At 64.7% G+C, this 26,773-nt stretch carries 18 protein-coding genes and 1 pseudogene; 6 read left to right on the forward strand and 13 right to left on the reverse strand.

The window, feature by feature from the left end:
* Positions 1 to 16: 16 nt before the first annotated feature.
* Positions 17 to 2,122 carry a 4Fe-4S binding protein gene (locus ACPFMJ_RS06980; RefSeq protein ID WP_424363806.1) on the reverse strand — a complete coding sequence of 702 codons (2,106 nt, stop codon included), beginning with the start codon at positions 2,120 to 2,122 and terminating at the stop codon, positions 17 to 19.
* A 141-nt stretch (positions 2,123 to 2,263) separates the two neighbouring features.
* On the opposite strand from ACPFMJ_RS06980, the gene ACPFMJ_RS06985 reads away from it, so the two are divergent.
* Entirely contained in the window at positions 2,264 to 3,013 is a 750-nt protein-coding gene (locus ACPFMJ_RS06985) for a hypothetical protein (RefSeq protein ID WP_424363103.1), read from the forward strand.
* Positions 3,014 to 3,249: 236 nt separating this feature from the next.
* On the opposite strand, the gene ACPFMJ_RS06990 is transcribed toward ACPFMJ_RS06985, so the two are convergent.
* The 7 genes and pseudogenes from ACPFMJ_RS06990 to ahcY form a co-directional block, all read right to left on the reverse strand.
* A complete protein-coding gene (locus tag ACPFMJ_RS06990) occupies positions 3,250 to 4,650 on the reverse strand; it encodes an ATP-binding protein (protein WP_424363104.1) in 1,401 nt (466 codons plus the stop codon).
* 57 nt (positions 4,651 to 4,707) lie between these two features.
* Entirely contained in the window at positions 4,708 to 8,148 is a 3,441-nt protein-coding gene (gene addA / locus ACPFMJ_RS06995; protein WP_424363105.1) for a double-strand break repair helicase AddA, read from the reverse strand.
* Positions 8,145 to 11,240 carry a double-strand break repair protein AddB gene (gene addB / locus ACPFMJ_RS07000; protein WP_424363106.1) on the reverse strand — a complete coding sequence of 1,032 codons (3,096 nt, stop codon included), beginning with the start codon at positions 11,238 to 11,240 and terminating at the stop codon, positions 8,145 to 8,147. The genes addA and addB overlap by 4 nt, the downstream gene beginning before the upstream one ends.
* Before the next feature lie 5 nt (positions 11,241 to 11,245).
* Positions 11,246 to 11,938, reverse strand: a complete 693-nt coding sequence (locus ACPFMJ_RS07005; RefSeq protein WP_424363807.1) for a nucleotidyltransferase family protein — start codon at positions 11,936 to 11,938, stop codon at positions 11,246 to 11,248.
* Positions 11,939 to 11,966: 28 nt separating this feature from the next.
* Positions 11,967 to 13,505: a tRNA (adenosine(37)-N6)-threonylcarbamoyltransferase complex ATPase subunit type 1 TsaE gene (gene tsaE / locus ACPFMJ_RS07010; RefSeq protein ID WP_424363107.1), complete on the reverse strand. Its 1,539-nt coding sequence runs from the start codon at positions 13,503 to 13,505 to the stop codon at positions 11,967 to 11,969.
* Complete coding sequence (locus ACPFMJ_RS07015) at positions 13,505 to 16,030, reverse strand: ATP-binding protein (RefSeq protein WP_424363108.1); 2,526 nt, start codon at positions 16,028 to 16,030, stop codon at positions 13,505 to 13,507. Before ACPFMJ_RS07015 ends, tsaE begins: the two co-directional genes overlap by 1 nt.
* 390 nt (positions 16,031 to 16,420) lie before the next feature.
* Positions 16,421 to 17,852, reverse strand: a pseudogene (ahcY, locus tag ACPFMJ_RS07020) (adenosylhomocysteinase).
* Positions 17,853 to 17,996: 144 nt separating this feature from the next.
* On the opposite strand from ahcY, the gene ACPFMJ_RS07025 reads away from it, so the two are divergent.
* Entirely contained in the window at positions 17,997 to 18,257 is a 261-nt protein-coding gene (locus ACPFMJ_RS07025; protein WP_424363109.1) for a hypothetical protein, read from the forward strand.
* A gap of 37 nt (positions 18,258 to 18,294) precedes the next feature.
* The gene (locus ACPFMJ_RS07030; RefSeq protein ID WP_424363110.1) at positions 18,295 to 18,855 is read left to right on the forward strand and encodes a hypothetical protein; all 561 of its coding nucleotides are present in this window, start codon (positions 18,295 to 18,297) and stop codon (positions 18,853 to 18,855) included.
* A gap of 697 nt (positions 18,856 to 19,552) precedes the next feature.
* Here the strand turns inward: ACPFMJ_RS07030 and ACPFMJ_RS07035 are convergent.
* Positions 19,553 to 20,992, reverse strand: a complete 1,440-nt coding sequence (locus ACPFMJ_RS07035; protein WP_424363111.1) for a SulP family inorganic anion transporter — start codon at positions 20,990 to 20,992, stop codon at positions 19,553 to 19,555.
* A gap of 272 nt (positions 20,993 to 21,264) precedes the next feature.
* Between ACPFMJ_RS07035 and ACPFMJ_RS07040 the strand changes: the two genes are divergently transcribed.
* Positions 21,265 to 21,759 (forward strand): TerB family tellurite resistance protein, encoded by a 495-nt coding sequence (locus ACPFMJ_RS07040; RefSeq protein WP_424363112.1) that lies wholly within the window; start codon positions 21,265 to 21,267, stop codon positions 21,757 to 21,759.
* 6 nt (positions 21,760 to 21,765) lie between these two features.
* Positions 21,766 to 22,569: an SDR family NAD(P)-dependent oxidoreductase gene (locus ACPFMJ_RS07045; RefSeq protein ID WP_424363113.1), complete on the forward strand. Its 804-nt coding sequence runs from the start codon at positions 21,766 to 21,768 to the stop codon at positions 22,567 to 22,569.
* 63 nt (positions 22,570 to 22,632) lie between these two features.
* Here ACPFMJ_RS07045 and rpmF read toward each other — a convergent pair whose 3' ends face one another.
* From rpmF to mgtE, 4 genes are all read right to left on the reverse strand, one after another.
* Positions 22,633 to 22,821, reverse strand: a complete 189-nt coding sequence (gene rpmF, locus ACPFMJ_RS07050) for a 50S ribosomal protein L32 (protein WP_424363114.1) — start codon at positions 22,819 to 22,821, stop codon at positions 22,633 to 22,635.
* 102 nt (positions 22,822 to 22,923) lie between these two features.
* Entirely contained in the window at positions 22,924 to 23,958 is a 1,035-nt protein-coding gene (locus ACPFMJ_RS07055) for a GH25 family lysozyme (RefSeq protein WP_424363115.1), read from the reverse strand.
* 139 nt (positions 23,959 to 24,097) lie between these two features.
* Positions 24,098 to 24,259, reverse strand: a complete 162-nt coding sequence (locus ACPFMJ_RS07060; protein ID WP_424363116.1) for a hypothetical protein — start codon at positions 24,257 to 24,259, stop codon at positions 24,098 to 24,100.
* Positions 24,260 to 24,388: 129 nt separating this feature from the next.
* Positions 24,389 to 25,798 (reverse strand): magnesium transporter, encoded by a 1,410-nt coding sequence (gene mgtE / locus ACPFMJ_RS07065; protein WP_424363117.1) that lies wholly within the window; start codon positions 25,796 to 25,798, stop codon positions 24,389 to 24,391.
* A gap of 70 nt (positions 25,799 to 25,868) precedes the next feature.
* Here mgtE and ACPFMJ_RS07070 point away from each other — a divergent pair, with 70 nt between their 5' ends.
* Complete coding sequence (locus ACPFMJ_RS07070; protein WP_424363118.1) at positions 25,869 to 26,768, forward strand: polysaccharide deacetylase family protein; 900 nt, start codon at positions 25,869 to 25,871, stop codon at positions 26,766 to 26,768.
* Positions 26,769 to 26,773 lie beyond the last annotated feature (5 nt).

Genomic DNA, 26,773 nt, shown 5'->3' on the forward strand with positions numbered 1-26,773 from the left:
AGTCACTACGGCGATTTCACCGTCTCATCGAGGGCGAGGAGAGCGCCTCGCGCTTCTCGCGCTTGAGGCGCAACTGGATCATGTGCGGGCAACGCTGGTCGTCGAAATAGAGCTCCTGGCAGTGCATGCAATAGATGCATTCATTCACATTGATGTGCCCTTCCGGGTGGATCGACTGCACGGGACATTCGGCCGCACAGCGCTGGCAGGGCGACCCGCACTCCGGCCATCGCCGCAGCCATTCGAACATGCGAATGCGCCCCGGAATGGCCAGCGCGGCGCCGAGCGGACACAGATAGCGGCAGAAGAAGCGCTCGATGAACAGGCCCGCGACGAGAAGCGAGACGGCATAAAGCACGAAGGGCCAGCTTCGCATGAATTTCAGCACGATCGCCGTCTTGAAGGGCTCGACCTCGGCGAGCTGTTCGGCTGAGGCCAGCGAGGACAGCGACAGGCCGAAGAGGCCGACGAAGATGATGTATTTGATCGGCCACAATCGTTCGTGCAGCCCCCATGGCACGCGATATTGCGGCACTTTGAGTCGCTGTGCGGCGTGATTAGTCAGCTCCTGCAACGCGCCGAAGGGACACAGCCAGCCGCAAAACGGCCCGCGACCCCAGAACAGCAGGGCCACAGCCATGGCTGACCAGAGAATGAAGACGAGCGGCGCGGTGAGGAAATATGTCCAGTTGAAACCGGTGAGCAGCGCATTGCTGAAGGTCAGCACATTGACGACGGAGAGCTGCGCATTCGCCCACCAGCCGAGCCAGACCAGTGTGAAGATGAGGTAAGCGCCGCGAATGCGCGCGTACAGCGCCGGTCGCCGCACGAGATGGTTCTGGAAGAAGAAAATTCCCGTGAGCGCGACGAGGGCCGCGACAGTGATGGCGATCTCGCCGACATTGCCGCGCCACATGCGCTCCCAGAGCGGCGCGGCCTCGGGCGCCGGCGCCGGAGCCTGCGCCGCTTGCGGAACCGGCGCCTGACGCACGAGATATTTCTCGGGAAGCCTGTAGTTCAGGTCTTCGATGACGATGAATTTGTCCTCGCCCACGGCGCGCTGCACGAGCAATTGCAGCCGCCAGGGTTCGGTCGGGTCGAAGTCCGTTTCCGGCGACGCCACGAAAAGACCGATTTCGTTGAACCCCGGCGCGCCGTCGGCGGCGAGCGCACCGAGACGCTGGTGGTTCTTGTCGCGGAAGCGGAAGCCCGATCCGTGCTGCAATATCTCGAAGCGATCGAAGATTCCGCCACGCACATAGGCCGAGCCCTTGAAGGAATAGAGCCCGTTCGCCGCCACGAGTATGGCGCCCTGCCCCGGCCGCAGACGCTCCGCGAGGCGGCGGTATTCCTCCTCGCCGAGAAGGCTGCGGCCGATCGCCGGGACACTGACGAGCGCGGCGTAGAGATCGATGAAAACATCGTCCGGCGCGCCGGCTTCCGGCGCCGTGGCGGCCTTGGGATTGGCCTTGGCGAAGGCCTCATTGAGGGCGCCCACCGTCAGCCGCAGCTGCGCGACGGCGCCTTCCGCGAGAAGCGCGTTCCAGTCCAGCGTCTGCGTCACATCCGGATTGATTTTCGCGGGCGCCTTCTCGGCCGGCGCGGCGGTCTGTCCCTGCACGGCCGCGAGGCGTCCGCTGTGGATCAGCCGCGTCGCCGAACGGACGATGCTGTCGCCGATTACAAGAACCGTCACTGTCGCGCCGCTGACGATATCCACTTGCGGCGCGGTCGCGGCCCCGCTGGCGATCTTCGAAAGATCGGTTCCGATGAGCCGGTTGACGGCGGCGACGATGCGTTTCTCGGGGATGCCGACGAGAACGATCGGCTCCTTGTGCTCGACGAGCTGAAAGCCTGTCAGCACGCCGCCCGCGCCGAGGCCGACGAGAAGCCGGATCGGCTTTCCCGAGTAGCCCGTCGACTCGGCGAAATCCGTATTGAGATAGACATATCCGACGGTCTTGTCGCCGGAAAGCGCGGGGGCGATGGGCGGCTCGCCCGCGGGCGGTCCAAGCCGTTCTGCGCCCGGCACGAGAGTCGACAGATCGGCCCTGCCGAGATAGTCGCGCAGCGTCGTCGCACCCGCGGGAGCCGACGCCGCGATTAGGATAGCGGCGAGCATAAGAAGCCGGGCAAGCGGATTGCGGCGCAAACAGGCCTCCCGTGCTCTAGAATGTGAAGGGCTTGGATCGGGTGTCGCCGTCGATAGTTAGAAAGAGCGCGAGGGGAAGCGAGCCAGACTGTTTCCATGGCAGGAGGGGACATGTCCGTCTTTTCGTCACAAACGCCAGTCGGCATTGAAGATGTCTATAGTCTGGCCGCCTGCACGTCCGGCGAAGTTGCGCGCGCCTATGACGGCCTTGCGGCGGCGATGGGCGCCGATCGCGCCGCCACAGGCCAAGTTTTCCGCACCCTCGCGGATTGGGAGCGCTCGCGCATGCGGAGCCTTTCGGACCGCTGCGGCGACGCCCGACCCAAAAATGGCGCGCGAACCGCGCTATCCATAATAGGCGCCGAGGAGCGTCTAGAACTTGAAAGCTCGGCGCTGACCTCCCCTTTCCGCGCATTGTGCGCGGCGGTGAGCCATTGCGACCGCGCCTTCGTCGCCTGGGCCTATGTCGCCGCCGAGCTCGAGGACGCGCCCGCCCGCGCCGCCGCGGAAGAGCTAGCGCTGGATGCGCTCACGCGCGCCGGCGCGCTTCGCAAAGAGCGGCGCCTGGCCTGGCGGGCCGAGCGCGCGGGCATGGGGGAGCGCATGGCGGGGGGCGTAGCCGAGAAGGAACGGCTCCTACGCGCGGAAATGCGCAGTCTTCCGGCGCGACAGGCGCTTCGACCTGGCGCCCCCGTGCCGGGGCGACTGGCCCGTTATGCGGAAGAACTCGCTGACATCTACATCGACCGTGTGACGAAGGCGGAGAACGCCGCAGACGCAAGTCGTGCGCGGCGACGCGCGGCGCTTTCATTGCAACGCCTAAGCGCGTTACGCCGCGCGGCGCACGAAAAGACAGCATAAGAGACAGCCAATTAGGGCTCTGCCTGGCCAGCGGGTAGAGTCTCACGCGCCGACCCGCCTAATTTCTTCATAAGCAATTCCAAGTTCGGCGGAGGCGACATGGCGCCCATTCCCCGTTACCGCGCCCAGGGCGACGCCCCGTGGGCGATCTTTCTGTCCGCAGGCTTTCGCCCTTTCTTTCTCTCCGCCGCCTTGAACATCGAGCGGCTCGGGGAAAGCCTACCGCGGTCGTCCCGTCACACCGGCTCGCGCTCCGTTTCCGCCCTGACCTGCGGCAAGGTCACTCGTACGATCAGCCCGTGGGGCGCACGGTCGCGCATCTGCACCGAGCCTCCATGCCCCTCGACGAGCGAGCGGACAATGGAGAGGCCGAGGCCGAAGCCGCTTTTCTCGCCGACAGTGCGGCCCGACTGGCCGCGCACGAAGGGTTCGAACATGGTCTTCTTGACCGCATCGGGGATGCCCGGGCCGTCGTCGGCGACGTCGATTTCGAAGAAGCCGTCGGGCCCCTCCGCGACGTCGATCTCCACATGGTCGGCGTGATTGACGGCGTTCTCGACAAGATTGGTGAAGACCCGGTGCATCTCCGTGAGGGAGCCGCGCATCATGAGCGTCTTGTCGCAGGCGTAGTGCACCTTGTAACCGAGGTCGTTGAACTCGTCAGTCACCGTCTGGATCACGCTGCCAAGATCGATCATCGAATGGTCGCTGCGCTTGTCCTGCGTGCGCAGATATTCGAGATTCTTGCGCAGCATGGCGTCCATCAGATGGATGTCCTTCTGCATCTTTCGGCGCAGTTCCTCGTCGGCGATGAATTCCGTCCGCAGGCTCATGCGCGTGATGATCGTCTTCAGATCGTGACTGACCGCCGCGAGGATATGCGTGCGCTCCGCAATCATGTCGAGAATGCGCGTCTTCATGCCCCTCAAGGCGCGGGCGAGATCACGAATTTCGCGCGGCCCGCGCTCGATCAGCGGCGTTTTGAGACGGTCGCCGCTCGGAAAGGATTCAGCCCGTTTCGCAAGTTCGTCCAGCGGGGCGATGATGTAGTTCGACAGGAAGATCAAAATGATCGAGGCGCTGACGAAGAACAGGAAGCCAGCGCGCCCCCAGCGCGTCATGAAAAACGGATAGCGGGATTCCGGCTCCGAGAGCCAGCGCCACAACAATCGCGACGGCTTGCGGTGCTGAGCGACCGAAACGACCGCGTAGCCGCCTTTTTCCAGCGCCAGCGCCAGCGTGTCGTGCGTGTTGTGGAGCGGCGTCGTTGCGAAAGCCTTCTCGACCCCGACCAGATGAGCGTTGATGCGTCGGATCTCGGCGGCGAAAATCGGCTCGTCGGTTTGCAGCCCTACCGGCTTGTCGTCCCGAATGACAATGTTCGTATAGGGAGCGGAGAAATGGATCTTGTGGATCAGCGCGCCGCGATCCGTCGGCGCAACGGAATCTAGCGCAACCAGCACGCTGGTCAGAAAATCAGCCTCCGAAACATAATGCCTGCGGCCCTCCGCCTCCATCACATGCAGCATGACGATGATGCCGATCTGATAGACGACAATCGAACCAAGGATGAGAAGCGAGATCTGTCCGAGCAGATGATCGGGTCGCAAACGGCGGAAAAAATCCGACAGGATCATTTGTGCTAACTTTCAAGATTCTGCCGCGCGCATCATTGGACGCGAGACACCGCGCCGCTAGGCGACGCTTGCGAGGGCAGCCGCCAGCGCTTCCCGTAGCGCCGCGTCCTCCGCTTCGACCACGGACGCGTTTTGTGTCCAGACGATGACGCAGCGGATGGGCTTGGCGGGATAAAGCGGCGTCAGGGCGGCGCGGTAAAGCGCAAGCTGGCGGAGTTGCGCAGATCCGGGAACGTCGCGCGGGCGGCCGGTTTTGAAGTCGGCGATCAGAACCGCGTCCTCGGTCTCCGCGAGGCGGTCGATGCGACCTGAAATCGCAAGCCCATCCTTCAACGTCGCGACGACGTCCACCTCGGCCGCCGATTGCGACCCGAAGAGACACGAAAGTTTCGGGTCTTCAATGATGGCGAGGGCGCCGTCGACGACAGCCCGGCGCGCCTCCTCGCCGAGACCCGGCCCGCGCAATTCGAGAAAGCGCATGGCGGCGTCGAACCGGCGCCCGGGCGCGCAGCCGGGCAAGTGCTGAAGCAGCGCATGCGTCAGCCTGCCGACAAGGGCGCGCTCGGCGTCTCGGCGCGTCGGCGCGCTCCCGCCAATGGACGCGAGCGCGTCAGCGCCGGCCAACGCGCTCGACGGACGCAATGGCGGCGAAGCGGCGGTCTCCGGCGGCGCCGGCGTCATCGCATAGGCGGGGATGAGCGTTTCACCTTCGGCGGCGACGGCGCGAGAAAGGTCCTGTCGCCGGGGCGCGTCGCCGCGCCGCAGAATATAGCCCTCGGGATCGCCTGGATCAGAAAGTCTTTCGCAACCCGATTCCAGCGCCTCCACAACCATATTGTGCCAGCAGCCTTCGGCGGGCCCCTTCTCGCCATGGTAGCCGGAGATATAAAGCCGCTCCTCGGCCCGGGTCATCGCAACATAGAGCAGGCGGCGATGCTCTGCGCGCTCGGCGTCGCGATTGGCTTCGCGGGCGTCCATGACCGCGACGGGATCCTGGTCCTTGCCCCGCGCCCAGACAAGCGACAACTCCTCCGCTTCTCCGAGCGCAAAGAGCTTGGGATCGTGCTTTCCCGCCGGCGCGCCGCAAGTGTCGGGCAGGAAGACGATCTTCGCCTCGAGCCCCTTCGCGGCGTGCGCCGTCATCACGCGCACTGAATCGCCCGCAGCCTCCATATCGCGCTTGATCGAGAGATCGAGCGTCTCGACCATCGCCAGGAAGGCGACGAGAGAAGGCGACTGTTCACGTTCGAACGACATGGCGAGCCGCAGAAATTCGTCTATCGCGTCATTCGCCTCCGGACCCAGCCGCGCGACGAGCCGGCGGCGCCCGCCGCCGGGGCCGAGCGCTTTGCTGAAGAATTCAAAGGGCGCCATCGACGCCGCGTCCCCGCGCCAGGCGTCGATCCGCGCGGTCGCCGCGCGATCCCTTTCCTCGCCGCTTTGCGCGAGCGCTTCATAAAGGGAGCCCCGGCGGCGCGGCGCGAGACGAATGAGGTCGTCATCGTCGAAACTCATCAGCGGCGATTTGAGCACAGTCGCAAGAGTGAGATCATCTTCGACGAGAAGCGTCATGCGGCCGAGCGCGACGAGATCGTTCACGGCGATGTGGTTGGCGAGATCGAGCCGGTCAGCGCCGGCGACGGGCACGCCTGCCGTCTTCAGCGCGCGGATCAGCGCCTCGAAGAAAGCGCCGCGCTTGCGCACGACGATGAGGATGTCGCGCGGCTCGACGGGACGCATCTTTCCCTTGTCCTCGACGCATTCGCCGCTTTCGGGGTCGAGGAGATCGCGGATCTTCCCGGCGATATTCTGCGCCAGCCGCTCGGCCGGGTCGCTGGATTTCGCGTAATCCAGCGGCAGCCGCCAGTCCTCGGGCTCCTGCTTTTCGAGCGGGCCGATCGGCTTCCAGATCTCGACCAGGGCGGCAACGTGCTTCTTCGCGGCCTCATGCGCGAGCGGCGGCTTGTTTGGGTCCGGATCGCATGTCAGCCCAAGGCCGTTGTCGCCAAAATTGAAGACGTCGTCCACGGCCGAGAGGACGCCCGGCGCCGAGCGGAAGGATTCAACGAGGCGCACCGATTCGAAGCGTTGCTCGACAGTCAAAAAGGCTCGCTCGAACGCGCGACGCATTTCGTCGAACTTTTCCGGCGCGGCCCCCTGGAAGGAGAAGATAGACTGCTTGTCGTCACCCACGGCGAAGAAGCTGCGGCTGATGCGACGCGCGCCGACGCCCGCGCAAAATTCTTTCGCAATAGCGGTTAGAATGTCCCATTGCCGCGCGCTTGTGTCCTGCGCCTCGTCGAGCAGGATGTGATCGATCTGCGCGTCGAGCTTGTAGAGCACCCAGGACGGGTTCGAGCGATGAAGCAGGCGACGCGCGCAGTCGATGAGGTCGTCGTAATCGAGCAGGTTGCGATAGCGCTTGGCGCGCTCATATTCCGTGACGATCGCGTCGCCGAGCAGGGCCAGCGCAAGTGAGCGCTCGACGACCGCCGCCGCCTTGCGCTTGTCGATCAGCGCGGCGAGCCGGTCGCGCTCGGCCTCCATTCTGTCGAGAATGCCGGGGGCGCGCTTCTCCAAACCGGAAGTGACGATCTTCTGCTTGCCAGAGCCGCGCGGCTTTCCTTCATTCGTGTAGAAAACGGAGATGTAGGGGTCCACGCATTCGGAATCCGGCGCTAGCGTAATTGCTTCGTCCAAAGCCTTTGCGAGCTTCTGGTCGTTCGACGAACCCTGCCGCAAGATGCTCGCGAGATCGGGCCAAGTCGCGGCGTCGGCCATGATCTCGGCGTCTATGTCTGCGAGCGTCTCCTTGCCGCCGAGCCCGAGCCGTCGCCGCAGCCTGCGCGCATAATCGTCGCGCTCGAAGGCTTGCGCGAGCGCGGCGCGATGGGTCAGCAACTCGTCGCAAAGATCGTCGAAACCGCTGCTCGTCGTTTCCGCCGCAATAAGCTGCAAGGCGTCGTGCAACGGCCCCGGCGCGCGCATCGCCTCGACGATGGCGCGCGCCTTGGCGGACTGGAGCAATTCCGCGCGCGCCCTATCGTCCACGACCTGAAACCCCGCCGGGGCGTTGGCCTCGAAGGGGAAGATGTGCAGCAATTTCTCGCAGAAGGCGTGGATCGTCTGGATTTTGAGCCCGCCGGGCGTCTCGACCGCGCGGGCGAAGAGGCGCCGCGAGAAGTCGAGTTGGTCGCGGCCCGGCGTTCCCGCGCCGGTCTCTTCGATTTCCCTGATCAGCGCCACATCGTCGAGCAGCGCCCATTGCGCGAGCTTGTCGAAGACGCGAGTCGACATATTGGCCGCCGCAGCCTTGGTGAAGGTCAGACACAAAATTTGCGAGGGACGTACGCCCTGGAGCAGCAGGCGAAGCACGCGCTGCGTGAGCACATAGGTCTTGCCGGACCCCGCATGCGCCGACACCCAGGCCGACACATTCGGATCGGAAGCGCGCTGCTGGGCGCGGACGGTCATGGAGACAAAGGCGAGGTCGCTCATGCGCCCTCCCCGCCGCCGCGCGACCATTCCTTCACGCGCGCGAGATGGTCGTAATCGCCCTCATAGGCCACGAGCGCCACGAAGGGCCGCGACGGATAGGGCGTCTCGGGCTGACGGAATTGCGAGAGCATTTTGACGAGCTCCTCGCAATGCTTGCCGACGACATCGGCAAAAGGCGCGTCGAATTTCAACGGCTGGGTCTTGCCGCCATCCTTGAGGCCCACATAGGCCGCGCCCGCGACGCGATGCGCGCCGATCTCTTCGAATGCGCCCGCCTCCACCATCGCCGCTTCGAGCGTCAATTGCGGCGCGAAGCCGGCCTGCACCTGCTTCATCGTCGGCGGCTTGCCGGTCTTGTAGTCGAAGACGCGCGCTTCCTTGTCGGGCCCGACTTCGATGCGATCGGCCTTCGCGGTCAGCGTGAAGATCGACCCATCGCCGAGCGTCAGCGGCCAGGCGGCGGATTTCTCCATGTAAATCGCGCCGCGCTGCGCGCGCCGCTCATGTTCGAATTCGAGCGCGTGATCGAGGCCCGCGACGAGGCGCGGCCAGGCGAAGGTCTCGAACGCAGGATCGGCGAAGAACTCGGAAAGCCCGTCCCGCGCGATGGCCAGAAGCGCGTCGCGCGCGTCATGCGGCAAGGGGCCGCTCGGATGGCGCCTGACGAACTCCTCCAGCGCGGCGTGAATGGCGGTGCCAAGCTCTCGCGCGCCAATCTCGACGCCGAGCGATTCCAAAGGTCTCAGCCTCAAGATCTGTTCGGCGAAGATGGCGTAGGGGTCGCGGCGCAAGACCTCGATGCGCGTGACGCTCAGCCGCTGCGGGCGCAGATCGACCGGCGGACGGGGCGCCGGGCGCGGCAGCGTCACGTTTTCCGCAGCCTTCGGCCGGTCGAGCGCCATCGCAATGTCGAGCGACTTACGGCCCCGCGCGCGGCAGGCTTCAACGGCCTCGCCGGCAAGCGCTTCGAGGCGCGTGAGAAAACGCGATGCGACAGTCGGCGATCCGTCGCGCTTCGCGGCGCGGCTGAGCACGACATTCTTCGCGCCGATCGCCATCACGATGTCATGCGCGCTCTGGCCGATGCGGCGCTCGGGCGGCGAAAGCTTCAGTTGCGCGCGCATCGAGCGATTGAGAAAGGCGCCCGTTTCGGTCTGCGGCGGCCACACGCCCTCATCGAGACCCGCGAGCAGCATGAGGTCGGCCTCTATCAGTCGCGCTTCGAGCGGACCGAGAATTTTGAGGCGCGGATGGGCGCGGCGCGGGCCGCGCAATGTCGTCTCGAAGGCGATGCGATCGAAGAGCGCCGCATAGGATGAAGCGTTGAAGCCCGCTGGCGCGCTGGCGCGCGAGAGCCTGTCCAGAAGATCGAACAGCGCAAGCGGCTCTTCGCCGTCGTCCTCTTCCGCCCCTTGCGTCGCCGCTTCGAAAGCCACCCGATGCGCGAGCGCAAAGCTCCGCAGATCGTCAGCGCCCTCCAGGCCGCGAAACGGCGCGAAGGCGGCTTCGATCTCCTGCAGCAAGGCTTCGATGCTCGCCCATTGCGCCGGCTCGATGCGCCGCGCGGCGGGGTAAGCATGACCGTCCGCCGCATTTTTGCGCGCAATGGCGACCGTCGCGGCGTAGCTTGCGTCTTTTGGCGCCACGGCGCGCAGCACGCCGATCTCGAGCAGCGGCGCAAGCGCCTCGATCTCCTCACGCTTTCGCCCGAACAAGGCCAGCGGATGCGCGAGCAGCGCGGCGATGGCGACGGCGTCGAGCCCGTTCGCCCCGACAGCCGCGACATGACGCGCGAGCGCGCCGGCCGGCGTTGACGCGAGCGAAGCGCCGCCGGAGTCGTCGATGTCGATGGCGAAGCGGCGCAGTTCCGCGGCGACGCGGCGAGCGATATTTCGATCCGGCGTAACGAGCGCCGCCGTGCGACCCGGCGTCTCCAGCGCCTCGCGCAGAAACAGAGCGAGCGCGAGCGCCTCCATCTGCTCGTCCGGAGCCTCCAGCAAGGATACGCCCTCGAGCGCGTCGTGAAACGACTGGTGATGAGATGCGCCGAAATCGCGCCACGCCGCCGTCGCGGCCGCGGGAAGCATGGCTTGAGAGACGAGCCTGCGCCTTTGCGCGATCTTGTCGGGAAGGAGCGCCAGCTCGCGCACGTCGGCGCGCTCGATCTTCATGATGGCGAGCAGGCGCTTGAGCATGGTCTGCGGATGGGTGAAGGCCGGCTCGCTTTCCCCCTCCCCGACCTGCGACCAGGCCGCGTCGTCCATTTCCTGATCGAGACCCGGAAGCACAACCGCGCCATTCTCCAGCGCGGCGATGGCCGCGAGAAGCCGCGCGGTCGTCGGCTGCGCGCCGGTCGAGCCGATGGCGATGACGGGCGCGTGGTCCGTCGCGCTGGACAGGCGGGAGATCTGAGCCTCGACGAGGCGTTTCTGGCGCATGGACGCGTCGACGAGGCCGCGTTCTTCCAGAATTTCCGGCCATTGCTCCAGGGCGATGCGCAGGAAGGTCGTGGTGATCGACCAATACTGGTCGAAGGCGCTGTCGTCGATGGCGTTCTTCACGGCTTCCGCATCGACGCCCTCGATGATGAACTCGTCGATCAGCGCAGCGAGATCGGCGGCGAGCGCATAGGCGCCGGCGGGAGAGGCGGCGACGAGGAAGGGCTCGCTCTCGTCATAGACAAAGCGACCATCGTCTTCGGCCAAGACGATCGCGTTGCTGATCGCCTCCGACCATTTCACGACGAGTTGCGCAAGCAGAAGCCGGCGTTCGAGTTCTTCGATCTGCGGCCGCGCGGCTTCATCGAAGTCATGCCCCCAATCGCCGAAAAGCGCGGAGGTCTCGCGCTCGTCCAGTCCGCCGAGCGGAAGGATGCGGGGTAGGAACGTCGCGCCCTTGTCGAAAGCGCGCGCGAATTGCGCGGCGAGCGCGCGTCCGGCGCGTTGCGTCGGCACATAGATCGTCGCGCGCGCCAAATCGAGCGGCGGCGTCTCGCGCGAGAGCGACGGGGCGATCTTGCCCGCGAGAAATGCGTCGACAAACGTCTCGAGAAAGGGCGCGCCCGGCGCGATCGTGAACACGTTGCGCCTCACGAGTGTCACTCCTTCAGCGCGGCGATCGCTTTCTCTGCCTCTCCAATCGCGGCGACCGTTCCGACATGGAGCCAGAGCCCGCTGGAGACGATGCCGAACAGACGCCCCTTTTCAGCCGCGGAGAAAAGGAAGGGCGCGAGCTTGAAGACGTCCTGCGTCTCGTGCGCGAAAAGCTCGGGCTTGATGAGGCCGACGCCGGAATAGACGTAAGGCTTTGAGCCCGCGCGCCGGATGATGCGGCCCTCGGGCGACAGATCGAAGTCGCCGTCCCAGTCGACGCCGACACTCCCCTGCGTCGGCGAGAGCAGCAAGGCGGCGTCCATTTTCTCCGCGTCCCATGCTTGCGCGAGCGTGAGAAGGTTGGAGCGCGGCGCGCCGAACCAGAAGGCGTCGGTATTGCAGATGAAGAAGGGCGCGTCGCCGATGAGCGGCAGAACCTTCTTGATGCCGCCGCCCTGATCGAGAAGCAGATCGCGCTCGTCGGAAATGACGACGCGCGGCTCGGTGCGTGCGGCGAGATGCGTCTCGATCTGATCGGCGAGGTGATGAACATTCACGATCGCCGTTTCGACGCCGGCGCGCGCGAAGTCATCGAGCGCATAATCGATGAGCGTGCGGCCGGCGACCGAAACGAGCGGCTTCGGCGTTGTGTTGGTCAAGGGGCGCATTCGCGTGCCGAGACCCGCCGCGAACACCATGGCGGTCTTCGGCACGGAGGCCGCACGGTCAGCCGCCGTCGAACAGTCCGGGGAGATTGGCTTCATACCACGATTTTATCTCAGCCAGAGCCGGATGTCGCAAGCTCTTCTTTAAATAGGCTTCGACGCGCGGCATATGCGCGAGATATTGCGGCTTGCCGTCCCGCCGATTGAGCCGCGCGAAAATGCCGAGCACCTTTGTCGCGCGTTGCGCGGCGAGGGTCATATAAGCCTTGGCGAAGGACGCCATGTCGAAGGACTCGTCCGCGTCCTTGCGAAGCTTGGCGTAATGCGCCAGCAGTCTTAGCTCCAGATCGTTCGGCACGGTAACGCGCGCGTCCTGGCCGAGCGACGCCATGTCGTAGGCGGGATGCCCGAGGACGCAATCCTGAAAATCGATGATGCCGACGCGCCGAATTCCATCGCGATTTTCGAGCCAGATGAGGTTCGGCGAGTGATAGTCCCGCAGCGTCCAGGTCGGCGGCGCGCTGGCGATGTCAATCAGCGCCTGCCGCCATATGTTTGAAAAGACCGCGCGCGCGCCGGACGCGACGACCGCCTTCCTGTGCGGAACATACCATTCAAGCAGCAGGTCGACCTCGATGAGCAGCGCATCAAGATCGTAGGGCGGTATGTGATAGTTGCTGGCGCCGTCAATCGGCAGCGCGTCGGGGAGTCCCTGCGAATGAAGATGCGCGAGCGCTCCAGCGGCTTCGAGGTAACGCTCCGGGATGGGGCCATTTTCATCAACGACGCCTTCGCGGCCGAGATCCTCGACGATCAGCAGCCCAGCGTCGAGATCCTGCCCGTAAATTTCCGGTGCCGAGAGACCATGCGCCACGAGGCCATGAGCGATCGCGACGAACGGCTTCACATTCTCGGCGAGACGCGCGATGGCGCTGTAGGACTTGCCATAGCGGATCGGGGGGCCGTCGGGGCGCGGCGGCGAGATCATGAGGATCGCGCGCTGGCCGTTCGGCTTCACGAGGGTTTCATACGCGCGCGACGAGGCGTCGCCCATAAGGAAGCTGCGCCGCGCGTCGGCCCAGCCCTCGCGCCGCAACAGCTCGCGCAACGCCTTGAAGGATTTGAGCCGCGGCGCGAAGGCGCCATAGCCGGAGATCGTCACGCGCCGCGCATCGCGATTGTCCGCGTCGGCGAAGCTGAGCCGCACGTCGAGCCGATCCTGCGGCAAGACTTCGGGCGCGCGCTCGGCCCATTCGGCGAGCACGATCGCGTCCTCGACCGCCTCTTCCCAGCCGAGGCCGGAAAGCTCGGCGGCGGAACCGATGCGGTAGAAATCGGCATGGACGATCCGCGTGGCGCCGCCCTCGTAGATCTGCATCAGCGTGAAGGTCGGGCTCGGCGCTTCGACCGTCGGATCTTCGAGCAGGGTGCGGATCAATGCGCGAGCGAATGTCGTCTTTCCCGCGCCCAGATCCCCCGCGAGCGTCACAGTGTCGCCGTTCCTGAGCAGCGTGGCCAGATCAGCCGCAAGCGCGGCGGTCGCCGTCTCGTCCGCGACCTCGACGCGCCAGACGCATTTGCCCGCCGTTTCCTCGGTCATTAGGCGCTTCCTTCGCTCGCGGCCGTCAGCGTCAGATCCTTCGCCGCGCGGGCGGGGAAAACGCAGGTGACCGTTGTGCCTTCGCCGGGGGCGGAGTCAATGAAGACCTTGCCGCCATGCAGCTCCATGAAGGCGCGTACGATGGAAAGGCCAAGTCCAACGCCGCGATGGCGCGAACCCGCCGTGTGCGACTCGAAACGCTCGAAGACGCGCTCCAGCACATCGGGCGGAATGCCGCGGCCGCGATCCGTGACCTTGAAGACGATCTCGTCGTCGCGCCGCATGGCCGCGAGCGTGACGGTCTGGCCGGGGCTCGAAAAGCCGATGGCGTTGGAGAGAAGATTGAAGAGAATCTGCCGCACGCGCTTGGCGTCGCCCCGGAAGGCGCCGACATTGTCGAGCGCGACGATCTGAACGTCGATCGAATTTTCCGCGAGCCGATCCTGCACGCCTTCGATGGCGGCGCGCATCGTGGCCATGACGTCGACGTCCGAGAATTCCAGCTCCATCGCGTCTTCGTCGATCGTCGCGAGATCGAGAATGTCGTCGATGATAGCGAGCAGCGCTGCGGACGACTTGCTGACATAGCCCAGATATTCGTGCTGGCGCGGATTGAGCGGGCCCGTCGAGTCCTCGCCGAGCAGATGGACAAAACCGTTGATGTTGTTCAGCGGCGAGCGCAGCTCGTAACTGACGTGATGGATGAAGTCGTTGCGAAGCTTCTCCGCCGCCATCAACGCCTTGTTGCGGTCGGAGAGCGCGCGCTCGGCGTTCACGTCGGCGGTCACGTCCACGAAAGTCAGAAGCGCGGCGCCGTCGAGCAACGACTGCGCCGTGCAGTCGAGCACAACGCCGTCGCTGCGCTCGATGCGGCGCGTGAAGCCCTCGCGCATATCGTTGAAGCTCGTGACGAAGCCCTGCAACTGCGCCCAGGTCTCTTCGTCCTCATGCAGCGTCTTGCACTGCGCGACGATCGACTCGAAACGCGGCCTCTCGGTGAGCTCGTCCGGGTCGAGACGCCACATTCTAACGAAGGCGGGATTGCAGAAGCCCAGCCGGCCATCGGCGCCGAACACGGCCACGCCCTCGTGCAGGGTCTCCAGCGTCTCGCTTTGCGTGCGGTTCAATGCGTTGAAGCGGGTCGCGAGATCGACCGCTTCTGTCGTGTCGTCGTAGAGATAGGTGACGCCGCCTTGCGGATTGGGATGGGCGACGACGTCGACGATGCGCCCGTCCGGCAGATGCCAGGTGTGGCGCATCGGATCGTTCGAACGGTAGGCCTCGAACAGCCGCTCCTTCCAGGCCTTGTAATCGGACTCCGCCGGCAGGCGGCCATCGGCGCGGATGCGGTCGAGGATTTCGCCGTCGGTCGGCTTTTGATCGAGAAAGGCCGGCCCAAGCTGCCAGAGCTTGGCGTAGGCGTCGTTGTGATAGGCGAGACGGCGCGCGCGATCGAAAATGGCGACCGCCGTCGGCAATTGATCGAGCGTGCGCTTATGCGATTGCATCTGCTGCTCGAGATCGGCCCGGACGGTCTCGACCTCGTTGCGGTCGACGGCCATCGCGGCCGCCATTTCCGGCAAGGCGGTCTGCGTGACGTCGAGCATGTGGCGCGCGCCCGCGACGATGGCCGGCAGCCGGGCGCGCCAGACGGAACCCTTTGCGAGGGCCTGCGCGGCCTCGGCGCGCGCGGACTGATCGAGAAGCTCGAGCCTGCGAGAAATGGCGTCGGCGGCGTCCTTCGCTTCCACGGCCGAAGCATAGGCGCTGTTCACATAAGCGAGCTTGCCGCTGGCGTCCCGCACCCAGACGGGCGTCGGCGACACGTCCAGGAGCGCGTGAAGACCCGCAAGCTGGCGCTCCGCTTCGGCATGGCGCTCGCGCAGACCGATGAGCTCCAGCCGGTCGCCGGAAACTTCGCGAATGCGCAACACGGCGCTGCCGCCGACGGCCCGGCCCTCGGCGTCGAAGTGGCGCCCTGCGGCGCCCGCGAGAGGGAGACGGAAAGCCTCGCCATGCTGGCGCAGGCGATCGACGGCGGCCTCGAGAGCCTGAGCGTCCGCCGGCGTGAGCCATGTGCCGAAAGCCAGAATGCGGCGCGGCGCGGCGGCCGCCTCCAGCACGAGAAGCGTCGAGGCGCTGATGTCGGGCTCGCCATCCGGCCCAGTCCAGGCGATGAACGCCTGCGGCTCGCTGGAGAGGAAAATCCTGGCGCGATCGAATTTGGCGCGCACTTCTTCGAGATCGGCGACGAGCTCGGCTTCGCGGCGGCGCCACTGCTTGCGTTCATTGACATAGGTCAACGCAACAACCGCGGAAAAGAGCGCGAGCCCGCCGCTGAAAGCGAAGCCGACGACGTCGGAATCGATGGGAAGCTCCGCCGCGACGCCGAGGATTTCCGCGAAGGCGGGCGGAGAAAAGAGGGCGCCGCCAAGCGCGGCCGCGCCCAGCGCCAGCCGCGCGCGAAGGCGCCGCGCGCTGCGCGGCAAATCAACGCCGGAATGCTTTCGGCCGCATCGCATCATGAGCGAGACGTTTCCTTTCGCGCGCAAACCAGCTTAGGCCTCATACGGACCGGGCTCCAGAGGGACGATTTTGGGGTGCTCATCACAACAACGCCGCCAGGGCCACGCCGACGCGGCGCTCCTGCAAGGCCGCGCGCGGGACGCCCTCCGCCCCCAGGGCGGGGACGGGAACAAATCGGCTTGCGGCGGCGGGACCGCCCAGCTTCGCCGACGACGCTCGGTACGAATCGCCCCAATCTAGAACGCGTTCATCGAAAACGGAATCGTGTTTCTGATCGCGCGACATAAAAAACGGCCCCGCTCGAGGAAGGGGGCCGTAAAGTCGTATCTGGGAAAACGAAAGAAGCCGACGGGCGGGGCCAAAAACGGCCCCGCCCGCAGGAACGCCGCTCAGTAGCGGTAGTGCTCCGGCTTGAACGGGCCGCTCTTCGGCAGGTTGAGATATTTGGCCTGCTCGTCGGTCATCTGGGTGAGCTTCACGCCGATCTTGTCGAGATGAAGCGCCGCGACCTTCTCGTCCAGCTGCTTGGGCAGCGTGTAGACGCCGACCGGATACTGGCCCTGCTTCGTCCACAGCTCGATCTGCGCCAGCGTCTGGTTGGTGAAGGACGCCGACATGACGAAGGACGGATGGCCCGTCGCGCAGCCAAGGTTCACAGGCGGCCTCGGCGAGCAGGATGATGCGCTTGCCGTCGGCGAATTCGATCTCGTCGACCTGCGGCTTCACATTGTGCCACTTGAGGTTCTTCAGGCCAGCGACCTGGATCTCGTTGTCGAAGTGGCCGATGTTGCAGACGATGGCGCGGTCCTTCATGACGCGCATGTGATCGACGGTGATGACGTCCATGTTGCCCGTCGCCGTGCAGAAGATGTCGCCGCGCGGGGCGGCGTCTTCCATCGTCGTGACTTCATAGCCTTCCATCGACGCCTGCAGCGCGCAGATCGGGTCGATTTCGGTGACGAGCACGCGGCAGCCGGCGTTGCGCAGCGAAGCGGCCGAGCCCTTGCCCACGTCGCCGAAGCCGGCGATGACGGCGACCTTGCCGGCCATCATCACGTCGGTGGCGCGGCGGATGCCGTCGACCAGCGACTCGCGGCAGCCATAGAGATTGTCGAACTTCGACTTCGTCACCGAGTCGTTGACGTTGATCGCCGGCCAGAGGAGCTTGCCCTCCTTGTGCATCACGTAGAGACGATGCACGCCCGTAGTCGTCTCTTCGGTGACGCCCTTGATCGCCTCGGCGTTGCGCGTACCAGCCCGGATTGGCCTTCAGGCGCTTCTTGATCGAGGCGAAGAGGACTTCCTCTTCCTCATTGGTGGCCTTGTCGAGGAAAGCCGTGTCGCCGCCCTCGGCGCGCAGGCCGAGATGGATGAGGAGCGTGGCGTCGCCGCCGTCGTCGAGGATCATGTTCGGGCAGCCGCCGTCGCCCCATTCGAAGATCTTGTGGGTGTAGTCCCAGTAGTCCTCGAGGCTCTCGCCCTTGATGGCGAAGACCGGCGTGCCGGTGGCCGCGATGGCGGCGGCGGCGTGGTCCTGCGTCGAATAGATGTTGCAGGAGGCCCAGCGCACGTCCGCGCCCAGCGCCTTCAGCGTCTCGATGAGGACCGCGGTCTGGATCGTCATGTGCAGCGAGCCGGCGATGCGGGCGCCCTTGAGCGGCTGCGACGGGCCGTATTCGGCGCGCGTAGCCATAGGCCCGGCATCTCGGTCTCGGCGATGTTGAGTTCCTTGCGGCCCCAGTCGGCCAGCGAAATATCGGCGATGGCGTAATCGTTGAACCCGCCCGCGCGAAGCTCTGCAAATGGCTGGTATGCACTCAGAACCGCCACAACCCCGATCACGAGTTCTCCGACGCGACCGAGCCGCACGGCTCGGCCTTTCTGGTCGGAAAGGTTTCGGGGGTCCGCCAATCCGCCGAGGAAGGGGCGGAAGATCGGTGGATAATCGAAATCAGCGAATACGCCTTGGTCAATATTCCAGATGTTTGGAAGGCTTGGAGAAATCCAGTCCGTTACATGTCACTCGATGAGCTTGGAATTGACGTGAACAGCCTGCAATTCGAGCCAATACAAAAGCAAAATGGAGAAGCTGGGTGTGTCGCTGGATCGTCTTTACCGACCACTCTGGCAACCCCGGGTATGATGACGATCGCAGAAGCCAAAAAAGCATTGGCACTCACCTTCGGTGTAAGTCCGGATGCCGTTGAAATAACTATACGAGGATAATCAACGTATTTAGTATCACTCTAAAAAGGCGACATTAATGCAAGACGCTTGGACGATTATCACAAATATTTTCGCTTTCTTTGGCGGCAGTGTCGCCGCAACCGCAGGGATAGGTTTTTTTGCTAACTTCTTTGTAAATAAAGCCCTCGAAAGGCAGAAATCTAGCCTAAATCAAGAGCTAGAACGCTTCAAAAGCGAACTATCAAAGGAGGCAGAAAAACATAAGCTCTCGCTTAAAAAGGAAGAAATTATTTTCAATAAAGAAATAGAGGCTGCCAACGCATTCATGAAGTTACAGAGGAATACACGACCAACATTCTCTCACCCGAATATGGATTTCGACGAGGCTTGCACAGAAGTCGTAGAACATTTTCCAGAAATGGAAGCGAGGCTAGAAGTTTTTATGATTTCTCACGGCCCGTTTATATCGCCTCTGTCGCGTCAGCTCATCCAAGAATGCATATCCATTGCACGGGATAATAAATTCGCATCAATCGAAGAGGGTTCATGGCTAGAAGACGCCAAGAAGAACGCCGGCGAGTTGCTTCAGAAACTTCCTGTGATTGAGGACGGCCTTATAGCATCGCTGCGGAATTAATGCAGAGCCCGCCAAGCGTTCCGCTTGGCGGGCGGGCGAGTCTCGCGGCGTTCGAGCGCGCGCTCGTCTGACGTAAGTCGGACGGGAAAGAAGCGGTCCTGTCAGGGGGTCGTGCCCGGGAGCGAGGTACTCCGGCGGGGAAAGGTGCGCGTCATAAAGACCGTGTCCGGGACGCTTTGGCTCCGGTGCGCATTAAACAAACACATCTCGGCCGAACGGGGCCGGGGCGTTCCGGACTTCCCTCAATGCCTCGCGCTGGATTTCGGCGGCGGGAGGATTGGCGTTTGTTTTGAGGAATTGAGATGGCTGCATCGCCCCCCACCCCTGCCCCTCCCCGCCACTCCGTGGGGGAGGGAAATCACGGCGCCGTGCGGATCACGACCGAGCAGCCTCCACCGTCTCGGGAGGATGGCTCCCTCCCTCCCCCCGCGTGCGGCGGGGAGGGATCAAGGGTGGGGGGCGGCGACGTGATGTGGGCCTATGGCCCTCTACGCGGCCGTCCGCTTCCTCGGCGCCAGCGGATGTGCCGACGTGGAGGCGTGATTGTCCAGCCCGAACAACTCCGCGCTGCCTCCCGTCCGCTCATAGTCCTCGCAATAATGGTGCAGGAACTCCATCACCGTATGGTCGATGGTGGCGGTTTCGGAGAGGTCGAAGATCAGCGTCTTGCCCTTGGGAATAAGGGCCAGATCCTTCTTCAGGCCGAGGACATTCGCGAAGAAGGCCGCGCCCCCATGCGCACATGATAGACGCCCTCCTCCGTCTCTTCGATTTCGAGGCGCAGGCGCAGCACCTCGCTCCAGGGCACGCTGCGATAGAGATGGAAGGCGAGCTCCGCGAAGACGCCGATGGCGACGCCGATGAGCAGGTCCGTCGCGAGCACGCCGACGATGGTGATGCAGAAGACGCCGAGCTGGTCCCAGCCGATGGCGAGCGTCTTTTTGAAGACGCTCGGCGACGCCAGCCTGAAGCCCGTGAAGACCAGCAGCGCCGCGAGCGAGGCCAGCGGGATTTCGCGGATGAGCTTGGGGAACAGCGCCACGAAGATGAGCACGAAGAGGCCGTGGAAGAAATTCGACCAGCCCGTGCGCGCGCCATTGTTGCAGTTCGCGGAACTGCGAACGATCTCCGCGATCATCGGCAGTCCGCCGATGAAGCCGCAGACGATATTGCCTACGCCCACCGCCGCGAGGTCGCGGTTGAGGTCCGAGGTCCGCTTATAGGGGTCCAGCTTGTCGACGGCGGCGGCGCTGAGCAGCGTCTCGAGGCTGCCGACGAGGCAGATGGCGACGACCTGCTGCCAGAAGACGAGGGAGAAGATCGGCTTGAAATCCGGAAAGGCGAAGCCCGCCATGAAGTTTTGCGGGATCTCGACGAGGAATTTCGGGCCGATCGAATATTCCGTATGCGGCAGGACCGGCGCCTCGGGCATCAACAGATAGATGTGCTCGTCGTCGAGATCAAAATATTGGCCCAGCGCCATGCCGACCAGGACGACGATCAGCGGCGCGGGGATCATCTTCAGATAGCGGTTTTGAACGAGGGTCCACCCGATGAGGATGGCGAGGCCGACGAAGCCGATCGTCGCGACCTCGGGGTTCATCTCCCTGAGGCTCGCCGGGATCGCGCCAATCGTCTGGAACAGCGTGTCGGCGTCCGGCTTCACACCGAGCATGACGTGAAGCTGCTTCGCCATGATGATGATGCCGATGGCGGCGAGCATGCCGTGCACGGCGGAAGACGGGAAGAAGGCCGAGAGCTTGCCGGCGCGCATCACGCCCATAAGCGCCTGCAGGACGCTGGCGCAGACGATCGCCGCGAGCGTGTAGCGATAGCCGGCCATCGCGTCGCCTCCGCCCAGTTCCTGCACGGAGGCGAGCACAACGACGATGAGGCCGGCCGCCGGGCCGTTGATGGTGACGAAGGAGCCGTTGAAGCGCGACACGAGCACGCCGCCCACGATCGCCGTGATCAGGCCGGCCTGGGGCGGAAAGCCGGAAGCCATGGCGATGCCGAGACAGAGCGGCAGCGCGATGAGGAAGACGAGGAAACCGGCGAGAGCATCCTCGCGCCAGTTTTGCTTCAAGCCGGCGAGGCCGGTCAGCGGCAGGTCGGATTTGATCGTCGCGCTCGTCATATCGGCTGAATGATTCCTCCAGGGGCGGCTCGGGGCTTCGGACGCTTTGGCGCGGAAAGAGTGGATCTCGGCCGCCACCGTCACCTCGCTGTCTTAATCAATCGCCGGACCGAGAAGGCGCCTATTTGCAGGTCATGCCGCCTAAAAAATAGGCGAAAACCAGCGCCGATCCGATCCCCCGCCCGCTTGGCGGGCGCCTGGGGCAGCTACCCTTTCGTTCCACCCTGCTCTATAGCAAGGAGAACGCCATACCCTGCGGCAGGCCAATTCCCATGTTCGACGCGCTCAAATCCCTCATCGCCGAGCTCACCGGCGAGGCCGCCCAGCCAAGGCCTTTCGAGGCCGTCGATTACCAGCTCGCGGCCGCCGCCCTGCTGGTGCACATTGCGTCGATCGATGGCGATTTCGACGAAAGCGAGCGGGCGCGCATCCAGCAGCTCGTCGAAGCGCGCTTCGGTCTGGCGCCCGATGCGGCCCGCGCGCTGATCGACGACGCTTTCGAGAGCGAGCGCGAGGCCGTCGATCTCTACCGTTTCACAAGCGTCCTGAAGCGCCGCCTGGACGAGGACGGTCGCAAGCAGGTGATCGGCATGCTCTGGGACATGGCCCATGCCGACGGTTCCGTGCACGAGTTCGAGGAGAATGTCGTCTGGCGCGTCGCCGAGCTTCTCGGCGTCTCCACCCGCGAGCGCGTCGAGCTGCGCCGCGAAGTGCGCGAGAGCCTCGCGCAGCCGCTCGAAAATCCCTGGTATCGCCCCAAGGAGTGACCTTTCATGTCTGACGTTTCCAACGCCCGCCCGGCGGCAGTCGTCACCGGCGCGTCGGAGGGAATCGGCGCGGAGCTCGCCCGCGTCTTCGCCGAAAAGGGCCACGAGGTCGCGATCGTCGCACGGCGCGGCGATCGGCTCGCGGCGCTGGCCGACGAGATCGCCGCGAGCGGCAGGAGCCGCCCGACCGTGATCGAACTCGATCTTCTGGCCGACGGCGCGGTCGAGACGCTGGCCGCCCGCCTCGCCGAGGCCAGCCTCACGCCGCAATATCTCGTGAACAATGCGGGCTTCGGGCTCATCGGCGCGGCCGCGGAACTCGATCAGGCGGAGCAGCTCGCCATGATCGACCTCAATGTCCGGGCGCTGACCGCCTTGACCCTGCGATTCATCCCCGAGCTCTCGCAGACCAAGGGCGGCGTGATGAACGTCGCCTCCATCGCCTCCTTCATGCCGGGCCCGGGCTTCGCCGTCTATTACGCGACCAAGGCCTTCGTGCGCTCCTTCAGCGAGGCGATTTCCTATGAATTGAAGCCGGCCGGCGTGAAGGTCTCCTGCCTCTGCCCCGGCCCTGTCATCACGGGCTTCCAGGCGCGTGCGGGCATGAGCTTCGAGGGGCTGATGGGCGCGATGAAGCCGGCTCTGGTGCCGGCCGAAGAGGTCGCGCGGCAGGGCTATGACGGCCTGATGGCGGGCCAACGCGTCGTGGTGCCTGGGAGCGTCAACAAGCTCATGGTCTGGAGCGCGCGCCTGTCGCCCCGCGCGATTCTGCTGCCGCTGCTCGGCACAGCGCAGATGAAGCGGGCCTAGGCGTCGCCCAAAACAAAAAAGCGGGCCCCAGGGCCCGCTTTTTTCATGCGCGGATGAAACCGCTTATTCCTCGGCCGACTTGACCTTGAGGATCTGACGGCCGCGATACATGCCGGTCTTCAGGTCGACATGGTGCGGACGGCGCAGCTCGCCCGAGTCCTTGTCCTCGACATAGGTCGGCGCCTTGAGAGCGTCGGCGGAACGGCGGAAGCCCCGCTTCATCGGGGAGGTTTTTCTCTTCGGAACGGCCATTTTCTTGTCTCTCTAAACAGCGAAGGCCGCGCGGGTTCTTCGCGCGGCGGAAACTGGTGCGGGGCGTATACGCGAAAACGCGCCCGATGGCTACCCCTTCCCTCAACCCTTGTTAGGCGGATTGTCGATACCCGCTGGCGGGACCGGGGCGCCAGGCGCGCCGGCGGCCGGCGCGTCCTTCTCATAGGCGCCCTTTTCGGCGCCCTGGAGCATGGCCGGATCGTCCTCGATCAGCTTGTTGGCCGCGCGCTCGTCCATCACGGGCTTGGGCGCCGCCGCCACGGGATGCGCATGCATGCCGGTAGTCGACGCAAGCCAGCTCTTCCAGTGCTCGAAGCTGCCATTGAAGGTGTTCTGGTCCACCGCGCCGACAATGCCGGGCACGCGGCCGTCCGAGCGATACTGCCAGAACGTCCATTTGCGGTCGCCGTAACGGACCTTCGGGTGATATTTCGTCGAGCGGACCCAGATCGGATATTCCGACAGCGCGTCCGGCTGGAGAATCGCCTGATAGAAGTCGACCGAGGAGTAGATGATCGGCTTCTTGCCGTAGTGGCGCTCCATCGCCTCCAGCATGGCCCGCATGTCGCGGATGGCCTCTTCCCGGTAGAGCGTGCGCTTGCAGCTCTTGGATTCCGGCGTCGGCTCCACGTCCAGAACCGGGGGAAGCGCGTCGGGCTCGTTCGGCACGACGGAGGCGAAATTCGCGATCTCTTCGTGCGGTTGGCGGCACCAATAGACGAAGTGATAGGCGCCGCGCGGCACGCCCGCGGCCTTGGCGGCCGCCCAGTTATACTGGAATTTGGAATCGGCCTTGTCGCCGCCCTCGGTCGCCTTGATGAAGGCGAAGGCGACGCCCGATTCCTTCACCTGCTCCCAGTCGATGTCGCCCTGATATTTGGAGACGTCGATGCCGTGCACGGCGAATTCCGCGCTGCGGGTTGCGGGGAAGAGATGGAGCTCCGTCTCCGGCACCGCATAGGCGAGGAAACTGGGGTCCTTCTTCGCGTTCACCAGCGGCGCGCTGGTGGCGAAACGGGGACGCTTGGCGTAGCTGGGATCGTAGCTGCTGCCGCAGCCGGCAAGAGTCGCCGCGCTGGCCGCAACAACACAGGCGAGCGCGAGGGAACGCGACACAGAAATATTTAACGAGCGCATTTCGTCAAATTATCCCCACAGGCGGTAACGAAGCGTTAACGCGCCGCGCCGGGAAAGCAAGACGCTGCGATTCTTTTTGCGACCGGTTTGCAGCGGAAATGTGTTGGCGGCGGGGGATTCAGTCCCGCGCCGCCTGCCGGGACAGGCCGTGGTCGGCGGCGAGCGCGACGGCGCTCTTAGTCTGATGCGTTTTCGCGGGACCGCCGAAACTGGTGACGAAACCAAGCGCAAGAAAGCCGACCCAGAAAGCGAGCGGCACGAAACTCGATTGTGAAAACATTGGCTTGCCCCCATCCACCCAAGGCGCCCGCGGCCGGGAGCCGTCAGAACGAGGGCATGCTAGCACGCTTGCATACTAATTCAATAGACTAAACTATATTATCGACCAAGTATCAACAAATACAATACACTAGTTTAGATGGAACCATATGCTGGCGATGGTGAGGAACGCGCCATAGCCGACGACGTCGGTGATAGTCGTCACGAAAGGCCCCGAGGACACCGCAGGATCGAATTTGAAACGGTCGAAGACGAGCGGGACGATGATGCCGCCAAAGGCGCCGGCCACCAGATTCGTAAACATGGCGAGCGCCATGACCGGCATGAGCCCGACATTCTGAAACCAGTTGGCCGCGACAAGCCCGGTCACGAGACCAAAGGCCGCGCCATTGACGGCGCCGATGGCGAGTTCGCGAAAAATAATTTTCACGGCATTGCTGCGATTCAGTTCGCGCGTGGCGAGAGCGCGCACCGCGACCGTCATGGTCTGCGTCGCCGAATTGCCCCCCTGCCCCGCGACGATCGGGCCGAGCACGGCGAGCGCGACCATCTGCTCCAATTGCGACTGAAACGTCTTGAGCACGGTCGAGGTGATGAAGGCGGTCAGCATGTTGATGAAGAGCCAGGTGAAGCGGCTTTTCGCGATCCACCAGAAATCGTCGGTCAGCTCTTCTTCCGGGTTCACGCCGCCGAGCGCCTTGATCTCCTCGGAGGCCTGCTCCTGCATGACGTCGACGATGTCGTCGATGGTGAGCACGCCGACGAGGCGCTCGGATTCGTCGACGACCGGAACCGAGACGAGATTGTAGCGCTCGAAGAGGCGCGCCGCCTCGGCGCCGTCCTCGGTCGCCTTCACGCGGCGACGGTCTTCCTGCATGATCTCCTCGAGCCGCGCGCCGGGCTTGGCGCGCACCAGCGCGTCGAGAAAGACCGTGCCCAGCAGGTGATAGCCGGGATCGACGACGAAGACCTCGAAGAAATTATCCGGCAGAACGTCGCCATCCGTCTCGCGAAAGAAATCCAGCACGCGGCCCGCCGTCCAGAAAGGCGGCACGGCGATGAGCGTCGTCTGCATCAGACGGCCTGCGGAGTCGTCGGGATAATCCAGCGAGCGGCGCAGGACGATGCGGTCCTGCGCAGGCAGCGCCTCGAGAACCTCGGCCTGCTCCTCGGGCTCCAGCGTCTCCAGAATGGCGACGGCGTCGTCGCTTTCGAGATCACGCACGCCCTCGACCAGCGTCTCGACCGGCAGCTCTTCGAGAATATCTTCGCGGGTGGCTTCACCCACCTCCATGAGCGCGGTAAAATCGAAATCAGCGCCCATCAGCTCGACGAGGCGCGGGCGCGCTTCGTGGCTCAACTGTTCGAGAAGCGCGCCGAGATCGGCCTCGTGAAGATCGCCGACAAGTTCGTGGACTCGGGCCGAGTCGCCAAGGGCGACGGCCGCTTCGACCTCGAAGACGAAATCGGCGTCGAAACCGCCGCTCTCGTCGCGAAAGGACTCGGCGCCCGCCGCCGTTTCATCTTGGTCGAGTGGCATGCCGATTCCCGCTACAAGGCTTCAGGCTCCTTAACCCGCGCAAGCGCGGATGCAAACCGGCAAAACCCACATGACCCAATTTTCCCGCGTTCCGCTCTACGCCCTGCTTTCCCTCGCCTGCGCGGGGGCGCCCGCCCTCGCGCGCGATTGCGGGCCTGACGCGCTGGGCGTCTCGCGCACCGTGACAATCGGGCCGAGAGGGACCGCGGTGGGGCTGCAGAGCTATCCGCGCACGCTCGATCTCCAGGATCATGAAGTCGTGCTGACGTTTGACGACGGCCCGGCGGGCCCGACCGCGAAAGTGCTCGACGCGCTGGCGAAGGAATGCGCGCTGGCGACCTTCTTCGTCATCGGCGCCAACGCCGAAAGCGCCCCGGGCCTCGTGAAGCGCGCGGCCGATGAAGGCCACAGCATCGGCTATCATTCCTACAGCCACCCCGAGAAAACTCTCCGGTTGATGGAGGACGGCGCCGCCAAGGCCGACATCGAGAGGGGGATCAAGGCCGTCGACAAGGCCTCGGGCGGCAAGGCCGCGCCCTTCTTCCGCTTCCCGGGATTCGCCGACACGCCGTCGCTCGTCGCTTACCTCGAAAGCAAGGGCTTCACGATTTTCGGGTCGGATCTGTGGGCGTCAGACTGGTCGCCCATGTCGCCAAAGGGCGAGCTGGAGCTCGTGATGAAGCGGCTGGAGAAGGAGGGAAAGGGAATCGTGCTCTTCCACGATTCGAAGGCGCAGACGGCGGCGATGCTGCCGGATTTCCTGCGCGAGCTGAAGGCGCGCGGCTATAAGCTCGTCCACGTCGTTCAGGGAGAGGGCGAGACGCCGGTCGCGGCGGCCGGTCCCGGCTGGACCTCGACGACCGAGCCCATCATCGCCAAGACGCTCGGGGCCAAGCGCGCGGAGCCCGGGCACTCGCACGGCGACGCCGGGGGAGAGGATCACGCCCATCCCCCGGCGACCGATCAGTAATTAAG

The organism is Methylocystis parvus, from assembly GCF_049675845.1.
In the GTDB taxonomy this organism is placed as follows: domain Bacteria; phylum Pseudomonadota; class Alphaproteobacteria; order Rhizobiales; family Beijerinckiaceae; genus Methylocystis; species Methylocystis parvus_A.

What these genes read in the sequence shown, in the direction of transcription:
- ACPFMJ_RS07060 (WP_424363116.1), bottom strand. Translation starts at nt 24,259, where the DNA reads ATGTTTTCACAATCGAGTTTCGTGCCGCTCGCTTTCTGGGTCGGCTTT.
- addA (WP_424363105.1), bottom strand. Translation starts at nt 8,148, where the DNA reads ATGAGCGACCTCGCCTTTGTCTCCATGACCGTCCGCGCCCAGCAGCGC.
- ACPFMJ_RS07070 (WP_424363118.1), top strand. Translation starts at nt 25,869, where the DNA reads ATGACCCAATTTTCCCGCGTTCCGCTCTACGCCCTGCTTTCCCTCGCC.
- ACPFMJ_RS07030 (WP_424363110.1), top strand. Translation starts at nt 18,295, where the DNA reads ATGCAAGACGCTTGGACGATTATCACAAATATTTTCGCTTTCTTTGGC.
- ACPFMJ_RS06980 (WP_424363806.1), bottom strand. Translation starts at nt 2,122, where the DNA reads ATGCTCGCCGCTATCCTAATCGCGGCGTCGGCTCCCGCGGGTGCGACG.
- ACPFMJ_RS07015 (WP_424363108.1), bottom strand. Translation starts at nt 16,030, where the DNA reads ATGATGCGATGCGGCCGAAAGCATTCCGGCGTTGATTTGCCGCGCAGC.
- ACPFMJ_RS07005 (WP_424363807.1), bottom strand. Translation starts at nt 11,938, where the DNA reads ATGGTGTTCGCGGCGGGTCTCGGCACGCGAATGCGCCCCTTGACCAAC.
- ACPFMJ_RS06985 (WP_424363103.1), top strand. Translation starts at nt 2,264, where the DNA reads ATGTCCGTCTTTTCGTCACAAACGCCAGTCGGCATTGAAGATGTCTAT.
- ACPFMJ_RS06990 (WP_424363104.1), bottom strand. Translation starts at nt 4,650, where the DNA reads ATGATCCTGTCGGATTTTTTCCGCCGTTTGCGACCCGATCATCTGCTC.
- mgtE (WP_424363117.1), bottom strand. Translation starts at nt 25,798, where the DNA reads ATGCCACTCGACCAAGATGAAACGGCGGCGGGCGCCGAGTCCTTTCGC.
- tsaE (WP_424363107.1), bottom strand. Translation starts at nt 13,505, where the DNA reads ATGACCGAGGAAACGGCGGGCAAATGCGTCTGGCGCGTCGAGGTCGCG.
- rpmF (WP_424363114.1), bottom strand. Translation starts at nt 22,821, where the DNA reads ATGGCCGTTCCGAAGAGAAAAACCTCCCCGATGAAGCGGGGCTTCCGC.
- ACPFMJ_RS07045 (WP_424363113.1), top strand. Translation starts at nt 21,766, where the DNA reads ATGTCTGACGTTTCCAACGCCCGCCCGGCGGCAGTCGTCACCGGCGCG.
- ACPFMJ_RS07040 (WP_424363112.1), top strand. Translation starts at nt 21,265, where the DNA reads ATGTTCGACGCGCTCAAATCCCTCATCGCCGAGCTCACCGGCGAGGCC.
- ACPFMJ_RS07035 (WP_424363111.1), bottom strand. Translation starts at nt 20,992, where the DNA reads ATGACGAGCGCGACGATCAAATCCGACCTGCCGCTGACCGGCCTCGCC.